Raw genomic sequence first — 15,715 nt, forward strand, 5'->3', positions numbered from 1 at the left:
CTTAGAGGGCTTCTTCTCCATGCTCGCCGGTGCGAATGCGTACGACGTCATCCACCGGGAGAACGAAGATCTTGCCGTCGCCAATCCGACCCGTCTTGGCGGCCTTTTCAATGGCATCGACGACATCGGCGAGTCGGTCATCGGCGACGATGATTTCGAGCTTCACCTTGGGCAGAAAGTCCACCACATATTCGGCTCCGCGATAGAGTTCCGTGTGCCCTTTTTGGCGTCCGAAACCCTTGACCTCGGTGACGGTGAGTCCCTGTGTGCCAATGGCTCCCAGACTCTCTTTCACTTCGTCCAATTTGAACGGCTTGATGATGGCTTCGACCTTTTTCATGGATGACCTCAATTTCGGGAAGAATGGACTTCTATCAGGCCCGCGCCTGTCGGCAAGTCCTGCCGCAGGATTCGCGCAGATTGATGCTGTGCATCAATCTGCTGAGGATCCGAGCACATAACCGCGTTCGCTATGCTCCGCGAGGTCAAGCCCGAGTTGCTCCTCTTCTTCTTCTACCCGGAGCCCAACCAACGCATCGGTGATTTTGAGAAGAATCCAGGATCCGATGCCGGCGAACAAAATGGTGATGACAACGCCTTCCAGCTGGATGAGGAATTGGCCCATCCCGCCGACCTCGAGCGCAAAAATCCCTGTCGCCAGAGCTCCCCATGTTCCGCCGACGCCGTGGATCCCGACAACATCAAGGGCATCATCCGCCCCGAGCCGCTCCTTGAGGCGAATCCCGTAAAAGCAGAGAATCCCCGCCGCCAGCCCGATGACCAACGCGGCCATAGGGGTCACGAAACCGCATGCGGGGGTGATCGCGACGAGACCGGCGACCAATCCGGAGGCAGCGCCCAGCGCGGTCGGCTTTCCAAGGGTCACCCATTCGATGAGGACCCAGCTGACCAACGCTGCTGCCGCGGCGGTATTGGTGGTCGCGAAGGCCAGGACGGCGTCCTCGTTCGCGCCGAGTGCGCTTCCGGCGTTGAAACCGAACCAGCCCACCCAGAGCAGTGCGGCGCCTGCCACCGTGAAGGGCAGGTTATGCGGTGGCATCGGCTCGTGACCATACCCAAGTCGTTTTCCGATCAGCAGCGCGGCCACCAGGGCCGCGGTGCCCGAGGAGACGTGGACTACGGTGCCGCCGGCAAAGTCGAGATCGCCCTGCGCTCCCAACCAGCCGCCGCCCCAAACCCAGTGGCAGAGAGGCGAATAGATGAAAATGGACCAGAGGACCGAGAAGATCAGAAAGGCGCTGAACTTCATGCGCTCGGCGAACGCTCCAACGATCAAGGCCGGCGTAATCACCGCAAAAGTTCCCTGAAAAACTGCGAAAAGAAGTGGTGGAATGGTTTCGCCTTCTCCCGGCTTGAGGCCGATTCCCGCGAGCCCGATGTGGTCGAGTCCGCCGATGACGCCGCCGATATCCGGGCCGAATGCCAGAGTATAGCCGATCACGATCCATACGAGTGTGAGCACGCCCATGCAGGTGAGGCATTGCATGAGGACACTGAGGATATTGGCACGTCGCACAAGTCCGCCGTAGAAGAGCGCCAGGCCGGGCGCGGTCATCATGATGACGAAGGCCGTGGAGACCATCATCCAGGCCGTATCTCCGGAGTCGAGAACACCTTCCTGTGCTTGCGCGACGCTGGGGACCAGCCCCAGCAGCAGTCCGGCCAGAGCCTTCGGGAAGAAATTCGCCATTATCGATCGATCGCTTGGATGCCTCATGCACGGCGAACAATGCAAAGGCGATGCCGCGAAATCATGCAGCAATCTCCGTCGCGGCGATCATAAATGCGGCATACGGCGGCCTAAAGTTTAAGCATCGCATCAATATTGAGCAGGTGCGATTGGTTGAGGCGGTTCTTAAAACCGCGGCTCTTCGCCAGCGCGAAGGCGGCTCAGGTTTTCCTTGTGGCGAATCAGGATGGCAGCCCCAAGGACAGCCATCAGGACCACGATGGGTGCCGGGTAGCCTGCCATTTGAGCAGCGATCGGGCCGATGAGGGCAGCGGCTACCGACCCCAGCGATACCTGCCGGGTGATGCCGACCAGGAAGGCAAACAAAATCAGGGGCACAATCAAGGCGCCCGGGGCCAGGGCGGCGATGACCCCCAGCGCGGTTGCGACCCCTTTCCCGCCGCGAAACCCGAGGGCAGGGGGGAAGAGGTGGCCCGCAAACGCCGCTGCACCAGCCACGATCCCGGGATCAGCCAGCGAGGTGATCGGCTGCGTTGAAGAGGCGAGCATCTGGGCCAACGCGACCGGTAAGGCTCCTTTGGCAATATCGAGGAGCAAGGTCAGCCCGCCCAGCCATCGCCCCGCGGTTCGTGCGACATTGGTGGCGCCGATATTGCCACTGCCGGAAGTCCGGATTTCGATATGGGCGATTCTGGCAGCAAGAACGCCGGCGGGAAACGAGCCAATAAAATAGGCACCCAAAGCGATTGCGAACAACTCGAGGTTCATCTCGGGTCTCCGAAGATCACAGCAGGCCTCGACGGTCTCGACTGCGTCGATTGCCGAGAACACGGCCGCCGATGAAACCAAGCACGAGCATGCAAAGACCGACGCTGAACAAGACCATGGGTTCGCTGAGTCTGGGTGCTGGATTCTCCAGAGCGGCAAGGGCCCTTTCCTGATAACGAGCGAGGCGCTCGATGCGGCGGTCGATCTCGGCGAAGCCCTCGACGGCCCAGATCGGCGATTGAGCGCTCGCGGCTTGAGCGGCGGCCGTTTCCTCGAGGAGCCTCAGCCGTGTGCTCAGCTCGTCGATTGCTGCCACGAGGCGCTTGTCTTCCGCAGTCGATGCCGACGGGGTCGGTGTTGGTTCGACGGCGAACGCGAGTGAGGGGCCCCGTCCGGCGGATGGAAGGCACAGCGAAACCAGAGTCGCCAGAAGAAGAAGTGCTCGCACCAGTCCCAGCTTGTATCATCGGGTCGCCGCTCCGCAAAGAGGCTCGGGATCCGGCGCCAGGTGACACCATCCGCACTCGAGTCGGGGTGACAGGATTTGAACCTACGACCCCTGCGTCCCGAACGCAGTGCTCTACCAGGCTGAGCTACACCCCGTGTTGTGCGGGGGATGCCACCGGCAACCGGAAGAACTGGAATTAGCAGAGTCGCTTCCGCGCGCAAGCAGATCCCGGGCAAGCCTGGTTACCGCGAGGCCGGGGATCATCTGGCTCTGCGTCGCAGCCGGGCCGCGAAAAAACCATCCAGGCCGCCGCCGAGAGGCGAGGTTTCCAGAAAACCGTTCCGCGTGACGCCCGCATGCATGCCTGCTTCGAGAATTTCGTTTGCGGGTTCGAGACAGAATTCGGGGTGTTCGGCGAGAAAGCGCTGGACGACAGCCTCATTTTCCTCGCGGACGAAGGTGCAGGTGGCGTAGACCATCCGGCCGCCGGAGCGCACCAAAGAGGCCCCACCGTTGAGGATATCGCCTTGTTTTCGGGCCAATTTTGCCAGGTCTCGGGGTTCGCGGCGCCACCGAATCTCGGGATGACCACGCAAGGTGCCGAGTCCCGAACAGGGTGCGTCGACAAGGACAGCATCGAAGCTCTCGGCCGGGAAGGGGGGATGAGCGGCGTCGCATCGCGCAAGGGGCGAGAGCCCGCGGCCCTGCAGCCGAAGCAGCCCACTGGGCGCTTTGTCGGTTGCGACGACGAGTCCTCCGGGGCCGACGCCCTCTCGCAGCAGTTCTGTTTTCCCCCCCGGTGCCGCACAGAGGTCCGCAATCGCTTCGCCCGACTTTGCGGCCATCAATTCGGCGACGAGGAGGGATGCCTCGCTTTGGGGGATGAGGTTCGCAAAGTTCGGATCGGCGCGAACGGCACCGAGGGGGCCGTCGAGGCGGATCGCCCGGCTACTGAACTCCCCGGCGCGGGCGGCGATATTTTGCTCGAGAAGAGACTCGATCACGCTTTCCCGGTTTTGATCCAGAGGCACGCGGAGACAGGTCGGTGCCGCGTTCTGGTTGGCGGCGAGGAGTTCACGGGTGGTGTCCCAACCGAGTTCGCTTCCCCAGAGTTTCACCAACCATGCGGGGTGAGAGTATTCGATCGCCAATCGCGCGTGGGTGGGCCCTTTGGGCAACCGCCTCTCGCCTTCACGCTGGATTCGGCGGAGGATGGCATTGACCAGACCGCCAGCGCCTTTCCCGGCGGCGCCCCGAGCGAGGTCCACACTGGTCGATACAGCCGCGTGCTCGGGGATCCGGTCGAGAAAGAGGAGCTGGAGAAGACCCAGGCGAAGGGTTCCCCGTACCTCGGGGTCCAATTTGTCGAAACCTTTGCGGGCGAGGGGGGCGAGCGTCCAGTCGAGACGATCTCGCCAGGCAAAGACGCCATAGGCCATACGGGTGAGGAGAGCTGCATCGCGCGGGGCAAGGTTGGCGTGAGCCAGGGTATTGCCAAGAATCACATCGCAGTATCCGCCGGCCTCCACCTCACAGATGATGTCCAGAGCGATTCGCCGGACGCTGGGTGGTCGAGAGGATTTGTTTGTGGCGGCCATCGTTCAGGAACCCAGACGCATGCCGGCCGTCAGCCTTGCACCGCGTGCCCAATCGGCTGCCAGCATCCGCTTTTTACCTGCAGGCTGAATCTCGATGAGGCGGAGGGCCCCCGTGCCGGTAGCGACCAGCAGGCCGTTTTTATCGACAGCAATCAACTCTCCGGGCGCAGTCTTGGTGGAGGTCTCCTCGAGGTCGGCCTGCCAAATTCGCAAAGTTTGTTCTGCGAACTGCGAGGTTGCGCCGGGCCAGGGAGAAAAAGCCCGGATGCGGCGCTCGATCGCCGATGCCGAATCGGTCCACGCGATTTTCCCGTCGGCCTTGCGGCAGAGCGGTGCCATGGTCACCCGCGAGGAATCCTGCGCTGTGGCCCGAAGATCACCCGCCCGCCACAGCTTCAGTGCCTCCGTGAGGGTGCTCCCTCCGAGCGAGGCCATCCGACTCTCCAGGCTCGCCAGAGTATCGTGGTCGGCAATCGTGAGCTTCCTCTGCCAAAGCGCATCGCCGGCATCCATCTCGAGTACCATCTCCATGATCGTGATCCCCGTCTCGGCGTCGCCGGCCAGAATGGCTTGTCGGATCGGGTCGGCGCCGCGCCAGCGAGGCAGCAGGGAAGCATGCACATTCAGGCAGCCGAACTTCGGGATTTCGAGTGCGGCCTGCGGCAGGATTCTGCCGTAAGCTGCGGTAATCGCGAGGTCGGGTTTCAGGGAACGCAGGGTGTCCAGGGTGGCGGAGTCGCGCCAATTCTCGGGTTGGTAGACAGGAATGCCGAACTCCTCGGCAACGTCCTTGACGGGAGGAGCCAACCATTGGAGGCCGCGCCCCTTCCGGGCGTCAGGCTTTGTGAATGCGCCGACTATGGTGTCGGGACCTTTTCGTAATTCTCTCAGGACGCTAGCTGCCAGATCGGGCGTCCCGAGAAAGACGATCCGTAACGGCCCTGCGGGCAAAGCCGAGAGGTTCAATCGTCTTCCCGCGAGATGGGTTTTCCCTCTCGCAAGGCTTTCTTTACGCGCTTGGCGTACATGCTTCGCTTCAGCCGGCTGAGCCGATCGAGAAAGAGAGTCCCATCGAGGTGGTCGATTTCGTGCTGCAGGCACACCGAAAGAAGCCCATCGGCCTCGATCTGGATTTCTTTCTGGTCACGCGTCCATCCCACGACCAGAATCTGCTCGGGGCGGGTGACTTCGGCACGATAGTCAATGACGGATAGACAACCCTCTTCGTAGGTAATCCAGTCGTCGCCGCGTTCGCGAACTTCCGGATTGATCAACTCGATCAGATTCGGCTTATGCTCCCCGCCGGAATCTTCCTGCCCAATATCGAGTACGATCATGCGCTCGGCAACACCGATCTGGGGAGCGGCGAGTCCGATACCGGGGGCCGCGTACATGGTTTCGGCCATATCGTCGATCGCCTGAATCGTCTCCCCGGTGATATTGCTGACGTCCTCGGCCATGTCTTTCAACGAGGCTTCGGGATAGGTCAGGATGCGGCGAACTCCCATCCGTAAAATCCTACCACGCCAGCCGAAATTGCTCCACGCGTGACTTTGGGCGACCGGCAGCCCCGGCGGCGGCAGGACAGCGTTGAACTTTTACGTTCTGTCGCAAGGCTCGGGAGAATCAGAGCATACCGGCCGGATCGACATCGATGATGGTGCGGGTTTTGTCTGTGGTGCCTGACGCGAGGCGGGCTCGGGCGAGCGTCTGCGTAATTTGAGGGGCGTCCTTGCCCTTGATCAGGATTTGATGGCGGTCACGTCCTCGAAGTCGTTCAATCGGTGCTGGCGCCGGTCCGAGCACCATGACCTCGCCCGGCTCCACGCCTTCCAGGCTGCCGGCGGCCCGTCGCAAATGATGGGCCACTCGTTCGGCGTGCTGAGCGGACTCTTCGGCGGGGCCCTCGATGATCACTCGTACCAGACGGCCGAAGGGTGGATAGGCGAGTGCGGCTCGTGACGTGAGTTCACCGGCAGCAAACCCTCGAAAATCGTGTTCGAGGGCAAAGTTCAGCGAAGGATGCTCTGGTTGACGAGTCTGGATCAGCACCCGTCCGGGGCGGTCCCCTCGCCCGGCGCGTCCGGCGACCTGTGCCAGCAGCTGGAACGTTTTCTCCGCGGCGCGGAAGTCGGGAAAATGCAGCGACGCGTCGGCGAGAAGGACTCCGATCAGAGTCACACCTGGTGCGTCATGTCCCTTGGCAATCATCTGCGTGCCGATCAGGACGTCCAGAGAACCAGCGCGCCAGGCATCGACGGTTTTCTGCAGGAACCCGGGCTTGGCGCCGGTATCCTTGTCGAGGCGGGCGATTCGCGCGCCGGGTAGTAATTTATGCAATGAAGCCTCGATTTGCTCAGTACCGAAGCTGCGCGATGCGAGCGGTTGTCGGCATTCCGGACAACGGCTCTGGGGGGGGCGAGCAAAGCCGCAGTGGTGACAGATCGCCGCGCGTTGGCGCCGATGGATCGTGAGGCTCACGCTGCAGTCAGGGCAGATATCCACGTAGCCACAACCATCGCACTGCAGGAAGCGCGACCATCCTCGACGATTGAGGAAAAGCAGCGACTGTTCTCCGGCAGCATGCGTTTCGAGAAGGGCCTGCTCGAGTTCCGGAGAAAATGCTCCCGCGGCGGGAGTTTCCAGAGGGTTCTCCGGGGCGGATTGCGTTTGGGGCGGTTTCTTCCCTGACACCCTCATATCGACCAGTCGAACGACGGGCAGGGGTCCTTCGTTGGCGCGAGTGGTCAATTCGAGGAGTTGATAGCGGCCGGATTGCGCATTTTGCCAAGATTCGAGAGAGGGTGTCGCCGAGGCGAGAACCACCGGGCAGTCGGCCAGCTTGGCACGCATCACGGCGACATCGCGGCCTTGGTAGCGCGGCAGTTCTTCCTGCTTGTAGGCAGCATCGTGCTCTTCATCGACAACGATCAAGCCGAGGTTTCGTACCGGCGCAAATACAGCGGAGCGTGGCCCGATGACCACCGAGAGATCTCCGGCCGCGACCGCATGCCAGGTGCGGGCTCGTTCGTTGTCGCTCAGCGCGCTGTGCAGAACAGCGACCTCCCCGGGGAAGCGGGCATTGGCTTGCGCGACCAGTTGCGGCGTCAAGCCAATTTCCGGAACAAGCAGGAGCACGCTCTCGCCACGGGCGCGCACGGCCTGCGCGGCGCGGAGGTGGACTTCTGTTTTGCCGCTCCCGGTGATGCCAAAAAGCAGAAAGGGTTCGAAGCGCCCGAGGGCATTCTCGAGGGCCTCGACGGCGACTTGCTGCTCGCGACGAAGCGTCGGCCCGATCTCTGGTTCTTGCACCAGCGCGGTCTCCGGAACTTCGACAATCGCACCTCGTGCCAGCAGCGCCGTAACGGAACGATTCACTCCGGGATCGTCGAGCAGGAGTTCGGTGCGCGATACGGCATGAGGATATCGACTCTGCAGAAGCTTAAAAAGGGCCTGCTGTCGTGGGGCACGCTTGAGGTCTCCCGCAAATTCCGGGCAGGACCGAACGGGTAAGGCGGGCTGGCGGTGGGCGATCTCGCGCTCCTCGACGCGAATTCTTTTTTGCCGTTTGAGCTTCTGGATCGCAGCATTCGTTTCGCTTCCCCACGTCGAGCGCAGACTCTGGATCGAGAGTCCGCTGGTCGGCAGGCTGGCCCAGAGCCGATCCTCGATCGGGCCCATCGCGATTGTTTGATCGAAGAGCCCTGCTTCGGGAGGCGTCGATTGCAGCGGGAGGATATGCTGGCGAGTGTGGCGTCGGGCATCGGGGGGGAGTAGCGCCCTGCGCAGCAGAGCCTCGGGTGCGCGGTAGTAGCGCGAAGCCCAACTTGCCAACTCGATGATATGAGGAGGGATCGCCGCACGTCCGATCTGGTTGCGAATCTTTCGCAACCGACCGGAACCGGCGGGATCCTCGGGGTCGGCCGGACCAAGCACGATGCCGGAGACCAGTCGACTGCCGAGGGGGACCGTGACTACGGTGCCGGGGGCACCGCATTCGGGAAGGTCCTCGGGGACGGCATAGGTCAGCGTGTCAGGCGCTCGTCCGCCGGCAACAAGGGCGACGCGGACTTTTTGCTCGAGAGCCATGATCGGTCTGCTTTAGGGTTCCCGGCTTCGAGACGCGAGCCAGTCGGCAGCGGCATGGTAATTCTCCAGATTGCCGACGTCGAAACGTGCCCCCTGCATTCGGTGTGCCCAGACCAGTTTGCGCTCGGCCAGCCAGGCCACGAAGTTCCCCGGGGCATCCGTATCGGGTGCCTGATCGAGGAAGGTCGGCAGCTCGGCAAGTGCGTCCTGCTCGAAAAGGTAGACCGGCGGGCAAATCCATTGTCCCCGGGGCTGTGGTGGTTTCTCCACCAGGGCAAGGATGCGTCCATCGCTGTCGAGCGTTGCGACACCGGAACGAGCGAGCTTCACAGGGTCGCTCTCGGGGTAGGCGAGGACCAGCGAGCGCGGATGCCCTGCATGGTCTTGCAGAAAATGATCGAAGTTGAAATCGAAGAGGTTATCGCCTGCGGCGACAAGGAGCGGGCCGGCCAGCTGCCAATGGGCGACGGCGCTTCCGAGATCCCGAACGGCGCCAAGGCGGTTCTCGTTGCTGGTGGCGCCGTCATCGAGGATCTTGATCGGAAGACGAGGATCCTCGTGGCACCGCCGGTCACGCCATTCGAGGAAGGCGTGGTGATGAGAATGGTTTGTGACGAGGAAAACCTCATGGATCGCTCCGGTCGCTGCGAGATCATCCAGCATGCGGTCGAGAATGGTCCGGCCGGCAACCTCGAGAAGGGGCTTCGGGGTCTTGTCGGTGAGGGGGCGAAGGCGTGTGGCAAAACCTGCAGCGAGAACGAGCACTTTCATGAGAATCGAACTCCATCATCGCTGGTTACGATAAAGAACCTTGCGCGGGCGCTCAGAGCCGGGCAGGCCCGCGCATAGGCCTCGCGGACCGACTCCAGACAAGCCTCGGCCGTAACTGCATCGACCAGCGCGAGCACGCAGCCGGCGAAACCGGCACCGCTGAAGCGCGAACCCAGAACACCGGGGGTTGCATCGAGGATCTCCTGCAGCGTCAGTAATTCGGGCGAGCCTACTTCGAAATTACGAATCGAACTTTCGCATGAGCCCCGCATGGCGGCACCGAAGGAGGTCAGGTCGCCAGCTTTCCATGCGCGAGTTCCTTGCGCGACACGTTCGCGTTCGGTGAAGAAATGCGTCGCGCGTTTGCGCAGCTCCCCCGGTAACTGATCACCATATCGGGCGAAAACTGCATCATCATGAGCGCCGAGAGTTGTCGTGGCCGAGCTTCCGGAAAGGCGCGAGAGTTCGGCCGCGGCCTCGCGACATTGTGCCACGCGATCGTTGAACCCGCTGGTGGCGAGCTGGCGCTCGGCCCCGGAAAAGCAGACGAGGAATTTGGCGCGAGAGACGCCGGGCCCCGGTGCGATGGGCTCCCAGGTTTCCCGGTTGGCGTCGATCGAAAGGAGGTGGCCTTTGCTGGCACCAAGAATGGAGGCCTGATCGAGAATGCCACACGCAAGCCCGACAAACTCGTTTTCGGCACGCCGTGCCATATGGACGCGCTGCAGCGAAGACAGTTCGATATCGTTGACCGATAATAACGCGGTCTGCAGGGCGATCAGAAAAGAGGCCGAGGAACTGAGACCACCGCCGGGAAGCGAACCTTCGACGGCACCTTGCAGACCCCGGGCGGAGCGGGGCAGCTGGTCTTCGCAGGCGCGTGCGGCCGCCCAGGCATAGCGGCCCCAAAGAGTGGCCGGCGGTTCCTTCTGGCGGAGGTTTACGTGAACTTCGTCAGGGTAGTTGGCACTGCGCAAGCGTAGGGACGGGCGGTCGTCAGGAACAAAGGCGAGTGTCGTCCCGACATCGATGGCCTGACCGAGCACGGTTCCCCCCTGATGATCGATATGCGCACCAATCGGACAAATCCGATACGGCGCAAAAAGAACCCGTAGGGGCCCTTCTTGCGTCATTTGCCGAAGTTGGGTGCGACAACGGTCAGAAGTTTTCTCGAGCTGGAGACTCATCGGTAAGCCGGTTAGTCTGAGTCCGATGCCTCAGCTGAGTGTGAATATCAACAAGATCGCGACCCTGCGGAATTCTCGTGGTGGCCAGGTGCCCAGCGTGGTGGGCGCGGCCCGGGTCTGTGTCGAGGCGGGGGCCCCGGGGATTACCGTGCATCCGCGACAGGATGAGCGTCATATTACGCGGCAGGATGCCCTCGACCTCGCGGCCTTTCTGAAGCCGCATCGGGAAAACGTCGAGTTGAACCTGGAGGGCGACCTCCGTCCCGACTTTTTGTCTCTATTGCGCGAAATCCGCCCCCATCAGGCGACTCTGGTGCCGGTTCTGCCCGGCGAGATCACCAGTCAGGGCGGTTGGCCGGTGGATACTCCGCGGGAAGAGCTCGCGGGTGCGATCGCCGAACTCCAGAGTCTCGGGATGCGAGTTTCCGTCTTTGTGGACCCCACTCGGGATGCGATCGAGTGGGCGGCCGGGATCGGTACGGATCGAGTCGAGCTCTATACGGAGCCGTTTGCGGCGGCATTTGCCGCAGATCGGGCAGCCGGAGCTCACCAGTTCGGCATTTACTCCGAGGCCGCCGAGCAGGCCCATGCGTTGGGCCTGGGGATCAATGCCGGCCACGATCTCGATCTGGCGAATCTGGAATTATTTGCCGGCCTGCCGCACCTCGATGAGGTCTCCATCGGCCATGCCTTGATCAGCGAGGCGGTCTTTCACGGTCTGGCGACGGTCGTGCGGGCGTACCTCGAGAAACTTCAGGTTTCCTGAGGGTTCTCGCGGGCCGGAGTGCGGCGCTGCAAATTCTCTCTTCTGCAGTCGGCGACGGTTGGGCTAAAGTCGTGGCGATCATGAATCGAATATTTCTGGTACTTTCTCTTCTAATTGTAATCGCCGCCCCCCCCGTATTCGCTGACGACGGGGTAGGCATGGATGCGATCAAGTTGCGGCTCAACCAGCGGCGCGGCTCGGTGCAAAAACTTATATTCGTGGCCAAGGGAGAACAGCTCCCCTTTCCTGCGATCGGCGGGCCGGATGATCCACGCACGGCAGGCGTGACCTTCGAGATCTTCACCGCGGCCGGTCAGCAAAACTCCTTTACGATTCGCACGGGGCCCTATGAGGGGGCCTATTGGCGTGCGCGCGATAGCAAGTCCCCGTTCTACAAATACAAGAATAAACTGGCTCCAGCGGGGCAGAGCTTCGTCCATAAATTTCTGCTCAAGAAAAACAAGGTCATCTTTGTCAGCCGCACTCACGAGATCGACCTTCTGCCCGCCCAGAGAGCCATGGTGGTCCGCCTCACGATGGGCCAAAAGGTACTGTGTTCGTTCTTCGACCAGCCGATCTTTGATGGAATTATTCCCGGTCGTGATTCGGATGCGACCAGTTTTTTCTCCAAAAGAGGCAGCGCCCCGAGCGACTGTCATGACGATACCATCGAGGCGATGCTCGCCGCGGTGCCTCTGGACTAGTTTTCAGCAGAGCCCTCGCCCCCGTGTCTGACAAAGATCGGGGAGGACCAGGCTCTCTCGCGCACCAGAGAGAGACAGGGGTCGTCGGGGTCGGCATCGGGACCTGCGGCGGGGCAGAGATTCCCCTGCAGGCAAGTGCCGTCATCGTCCCGGTCGCAGCGCATCGGGTCGCCGTTGACCGCGAGCGTGGGTTCCTGCAACGCGCGGACATAGTAGACCGTCTCTCGTGCCTCGTCCGTAAATTCCGAATCCTCGAAGCTGATAACGCATCCCGCCTCATCGGGCGGGCAGGGGAAAACGCGCCAGGGGTCTTCCACGAGATCCTGAAGCGGTTCTTCGGGATATTGCTGTGGTCGAATGCGAACCACTTCGATCCGGTCGACAAGATGACGCTCGTCGGAAGGGTGGTAGCACTCGTCAAGGCAAAGGTCGCGGAGCCTTGCGGCGGTCAGGCGATCGCGGGTGATTTCGGGACATCCCGGGAGTTGACGAAAATCTCCCACCGCTCGCACGGTAAATCGCGGCGTATCGCGCAAGGAGACATCGCTACCCATCGGCGTCAGGCCATCGGGTCCGTTCTCGAGATCGAAGTGGAGCAGAATACGCGGGCCGCTGGTACCGTATGTGCGGCGGGCTTCGAGGGCGTTGAAAATCGAGCCTCGATCGCGACCGTCGGCATGAACCGCGACCAGGCCGGCTGTATAATAATACGAGGCATTTCTCTCGGCCCCGGGATCGGCAAACGGCATGCTGCCGCGAATTTCCTCCGGCGGCACGGGGCGACTGCTGGGCGCTTCGGGTTCCGGCTTGAGACGGTTATGCCAGTCATCGCGGAGCCCGTAGGCATCGCCAAAGGCTTTTCGGCCGATCTCCTTGTAGCCGGCCCCTGCGCGGGCCTTGTGGTTGTCGCTGGAGCCGATGAGGCCGAAGCGAAAGGCCTCCGCGTCGGTAGACGCGGCCCCCGCGGGCCGTCGTGCCAGCCCGTACTGGGCACTCATTTTTGGTCGGTATTCCATCGCAGGCAGGAAGGTCCCCGCGAGCTGTCCACATTCTCCCCAATCGTTCGGAACCGCACCCGGGACGACCTCCTTGGCCAGGTTCCCGGGCAGTTCCAGGTACCAACGTCGTGCCTGTTGGATCCGTTCCTCGCAGGTGATTTCCGAGAGGCCTTCGCAGCGGGAGCGAATGATCTCGCCGGCTCGCCAGCAACAGGGCTCGTAGCCATTACGCGGCTCAGCACAGCTGACCTGGCCGTCTGCATCAATCTCGGTGTCTCGCAGGTCGCGCCATAATTCGCTGTTGCCGTGGCCCGAATAGACCTCAAAAAGTCGTTGCCGTGTCGGGTCATGCTGACCGTTTTTCAGCTGCTCTCCCAGGTCGGCGTCCGGCGGCGCGTGGATGCCCCACGCGGTGCCGTGCGGAATCACCAATGCCGGGTAGCCCCAGTCGTCGAGCTTGGCGAAAAGGTCGGCAGGATCTGGGGCCCCTTCAAGGCAGTCCGGGGGCAGTTCGCGGACGGGCACGTCCTGCGGGCAGGCCTCGAGGCCCCGGACTTCCCGGGCCCACTGATTGAAATCTAGATAAGGCCCGAGATTATTGGGGAAATCCCCCGCGGCCAGTCCGGCGCGGATGACCGCCCAGACAAATCCGGGAATCTCGACTTGCGAAAAGAGCCCACCGGCACCGGCCCCGATAGGGCGGGTAGGTGTCTCGTCGTCCTCGATTCCGGCCAGAAGAATATTTTTATGACCCCAATGCGTCCCTGCAAATGATTCCGGGCTGCTCTGGGTCCACTCCCAGCCGAGAAAGGCGACGGTATCCGGGTTTTGCGAATCTCCGGCGACGGCATTGCATTCGCGGATCGACTCGCGGGTCTCGGTCCATTGGCGCGGGGTGATCGATTCCGCGTGGTCATTGATGCTCCAGAAATCGAGTTCGGCGCAGAAGCGGGCAAAATCGCAGGCATCCGCTGGGGGGTGAGCACCCTCGCCCTGCATCAGGGGAAGGCTGAAAACGAAAGCATCGGCGGAAAAAGTCGTGTGGACGTGGAGATCTCCGAACAAGATCTGGCGAGAGTTCTCTGCGTCGAGTTCCTCGTTCGCCAGCACGCGGGCCTGCGCCCGCGCGGCGACGTGTTCGGGCGGCAGCGGGCTCTGCCCCGGCGTTCCGCGGGGATGCAGCTTCCCGGTAACCCCTTCGGAGAGAAATAGCGTCAGCCCGACGAGAGCCATTGCGAGCAGGCCCATGGGGAGGACGATATAGCGGAGAATTTTTCTCACCAGCCGTGTCTATGGCGTTCCGTGCGTCCCCGCAAGATTGCGCGGGCGGAAAGCCGGAAAGGCAGGGCGGAAAGCGCAATTGCCATGCGGATTGCTGGCGGGAAAAGTCTCGGATTTTTCTGGGAAATTTATCGGCCGCGCATTGACACCCCTCGGCCGCAAGGCCATCCTGCGTGGGCTGCGGTTGGCACGTAGCGATCCAGCAGATGAGGAAGCGGCGAGCTCGTCGCCTTGGTGGCGAGCGGCCGGGTCAGGTGGGGTGCTTTGGTAGAGAGGGAACCTTCGCGACAATCGGGACTTCTGGCAGGAGTCCGGCAGAGCTTGTCGCGGTTGACAGCGAGCAGTGGCAGTTTGGTGGTCGTCGATATCGGCTCGAGCGCCGTGAAGTTGCTGGAGGTGCGGGGCTCAGCGGATGCCTTTGAAGTCGTGCGCGCCGGCCTCGCGCCCGTGCCGGAAGGTGCCCTGGCCAACAATACGATTCAGGATAGCGTGGCGATCTCGGACGTGATCCGTCGCCTTGTCGAGAACCTGAAGGTTTCTTCACGGCAGGTGATCACGGCGGTTCCGGGGCCGGCGGTGATTATCAAAAAAGCCTTGCTCGAGTTACGTCCCGACGAAGATCTCGAAACGCTTTTGATGATCGAGGCCCAGAATTTCATTCCCGAAAGTCTCGAGAACGTGAATCTTGACTATCAGGTCCTGCGCCATGAGGATGCTCAGGCCGAGGTTCTGTTGGTCGCGGTTCGCAAGGATATCCTCGACGGTTTCACCGGAGCCATCCGACAGGCGGGTTTGGAGCCATCGATCGTGGATGTCGATTATTTCGCTCTCGAGAATATGTTCCTGCTCAACTACGGCTCGCCAACAGCCGATCAGAATCGAACGGTGGCTCTGGTCAATATAGGCGCGCGGTACTCGTCGATCAATATTCTTCATAATGGAACTTCGACGACCACCGGTGATGTGCAGGCCGGTGGCGGCGCGATTACGGATGATCTCGTCAGTTCGCTCGGAATCTCCTACGCAGAAGCGGAGCGCCTGCAAACCGGAGAAGATCTCGGGGCGGCCGTTGCGGAACGTGCCTTGCCCATTTTGGAACGCGGGGCGAACGACCTCGGCGAAGGTATTGTTCAGGCGCTGAATTTCCTCTGCCGTACCGGCAGCGATGATCCTCTGGCGGCGGTCTATCTGGCTGGTGGCGGTGCCCGCACGCCGGGCTTGCTCGAGGGGCTGACCCAGCAACTCGATATTCCGGTAGAGATGGTCGATCCGTTTGCTCGCGTTCAGATCGGTCGGAATCTGGACCCGGATGTGCTGCAGGAGATGGCGCCCGCGCTTGCGGTCGCCGTCGGGTTGGGTGCCCGAAGGCCGGGCGACGCGTGATTCGGATCAAT

14 protein-coding genes and 1 tRNA gene are annotated in these 15,715 nt (G+C 62.1%); 3 read left to right on the forward strand and 12 right to left on the reverse strand.

Features of this window, described 5'->3' with window-relative positions:
• Position 1 precedes the first annotated feature (1 nt).
• The 11 genes from P8K07_14780 to P8K07_14830 form a co-directional block, all read right to left on the reverse strand.
• Entirely contained in the window at positions 2-340 is a 339-nt protein-coding gene (locus P8K07_14780; GenBank protein ID MDG1959786.1) for a P-II family nitrogen regulator, read from the reverse strand.
• A 93-nt stretch (positions 341-433) separates the two neighbouring features.
• Complete coding sequence (locus tag P8K07_14785) at positions 434-1,606, reverse strand: ammonium transporter (protein ID MDG1959787.1); 1,173 nt, start codon at positions 1,604-1,606, stop codon at positions 434-436.
• 270 nt (positions 1,607-1,876) lie between these two features.
• Positions 1,877-2,479, reverse strand: coding sequence for a glycerol-3-phosphate 1-O-acyltransferase PlsY (plsY, locus tag P8K07_14790; GenBank protein MDG1959788.1), 603 nt, complete (start codon positions 2,477-2,479; stop codon positions 1,877-1,879).
• Between the two features lie 16 nt (positions 2,480-2,495).
• Entirely contained in the window at positions 2,496-2,927 is a 432-nt protein-coding gene (locus P8K07_14795) for a hypothetical protein (protein ID MDG1959789.1), read from the reverse strand.
• A gap of 81 nt (positions 2,928-3,008) precedes the next feature.
• Positions 3,009-3,082 (reverse strand) — tRNA-Pro (locus tag P8K07_14800).
• A 105-nt stretch (positions 3,083-3,187) separates the two neighbouring features.
• Positions 3,188-4,525: a 16S rRNA (cytosine(967)-C(5))-methyltransferase RsmB gene (rsmB, locus tag P8K07_14805; GenBank protein ID MDG1959790.1), complete on the reverse strand. Its 1,338-nt coding sequence runs from the start codon at positions 4,523-4,525 to the stop codon at positions 3,188-3,190.
• A gap of 3 nt (positions 4,526-4,528) precedes the next feature.
• On the reverse strand, positions 4,529-5,491 hold the full coding sequence (fmt, locus tag P8K07_14810) for a methionyl-tRNA formyltransferase (protein ID MDG1959791.1): 963 nt from the start codon (positions 5,489-5,491) through the stop codon (positions 4,529-4,531).
• Positions 5,488-6,033: a peptide deformylase gene (def, locus tag P8K07_14815; GenBank protein ID MDG1959792.1), complete on the reverse strand. Its 546-nt coding sequence runs from the start codon at positions 6,031-6,033 to the stop codon at positions 5,488-5,490. The genes fmt and def overlap by 4 nt, the downstream gene beginning before the upstream one ends.
• A 118-nt stretch (positions 6,034-6,151) precedes the next feature.
• Positions 6,152-8,614 (reverse strand): primosomal protein N', encoded by a 2,463-nt coding sequence (priA, locus tag P8K07_14820; protein MDG1959793.1) that lies wholly within the window; start codon positions 8,612-8,614, stop codon positions 6,152-6,154.
• A 12-nt stretch (positions 8,615-8,626) separates the two neighbouring features.
• Positions 8,627-9,385, reverse strand: a complete 759-nt coding sequence (locus tag P8K07_14825) for a nucleotidyltransferase family protein (GenBank protein MDG1959794.1) — start codon at positions 9,383-9,385, stop codon at positions 8,627-8,629.
• The gene (locus P8K07_14830) at positions 9,382-10,518 is read right to left on the reverse strand and encodes a galactokinase family protein (protein MDG1959795.1); all 1,137 of its coding nucleotides are present in this window, start codon (positions 10,516-10,518) and stop codon (positions 9,382-9,384) included. Before P8K07_14830 ends, P8K07_14825 begins: the two co-directional genes overlap by 4 nt.
• 79 nt (positions 10,519-10,597) lie before the next feature.
• Between P8K07_14830 and P8K07_14835 the strand changes: the two genes are divergently transcribed.
• Positions 10,598-11,338, forward strand: a complete 741-nt coding sequence (locus tag P8K07_14835) for a pyridoxine 5'-phosphate synthase (protein ID MDG1959796.1) — start codon at positions 10,598-10,600, stop codon at positions 11,336-11,338.
• An 80-nt stretch (positions 11,339-11,418) separates the two neighbouring features.
• Positions 11,419-12,042, forward strand: a complete 624-nt coding sequence (locus tag P8K07_14840) for a hypothetical protein (protein ID MDG1959797.1) — start codon at positions 11,419-11,421, stop codon at positions 12,040-12,042.
• Here P8K07_14840 and P8K07_14845 read toward each other — a convergent pair.
• Positions 12,039-14,321: a DUF3604 domain-containing protein gene (locus P8K07_14845; protein MDG1959798.1), complete on the reverse strand. Its 2,283-nt coding sequence runs from the start codon at positions 14,319-14,321 to the stop codon at positions 12,039-12,041. The two genes, P8K07_14840 and P8K07_14845, sit on opposite strands and share 4 nt — an antisense overlap.
• Before the next feature lie 321 nt (positions 14,322-14,642).
• Between P8K07_14845 and pilM the strand changes: the two genes are divergently transcribed.
• The gene (gene pilM / locus P8K07_14850; protein MDG1959799.1) at positions 14,643-15,704 is read left to right on the forward strand and encodes a type IV pilus assembly protein PilM; all 1,062 of its coding nucleotides are present in this window, start codon (positions 14,643-14,645) and stop codon (positions 15,702-15,704) included.
• The last annotated feature ends 11 nt before the right edge of the window (positions 15,705-15,715 follow it).

The sequence above is a fragment of the Candidatus Binatia bacterium genome (assembly GCA_029248525.1).
Classification (GTDB): domain Bacteria; phylum Desulfobacterota; class Binatia; order UBA12015; family UBA12015; genus UBA12015.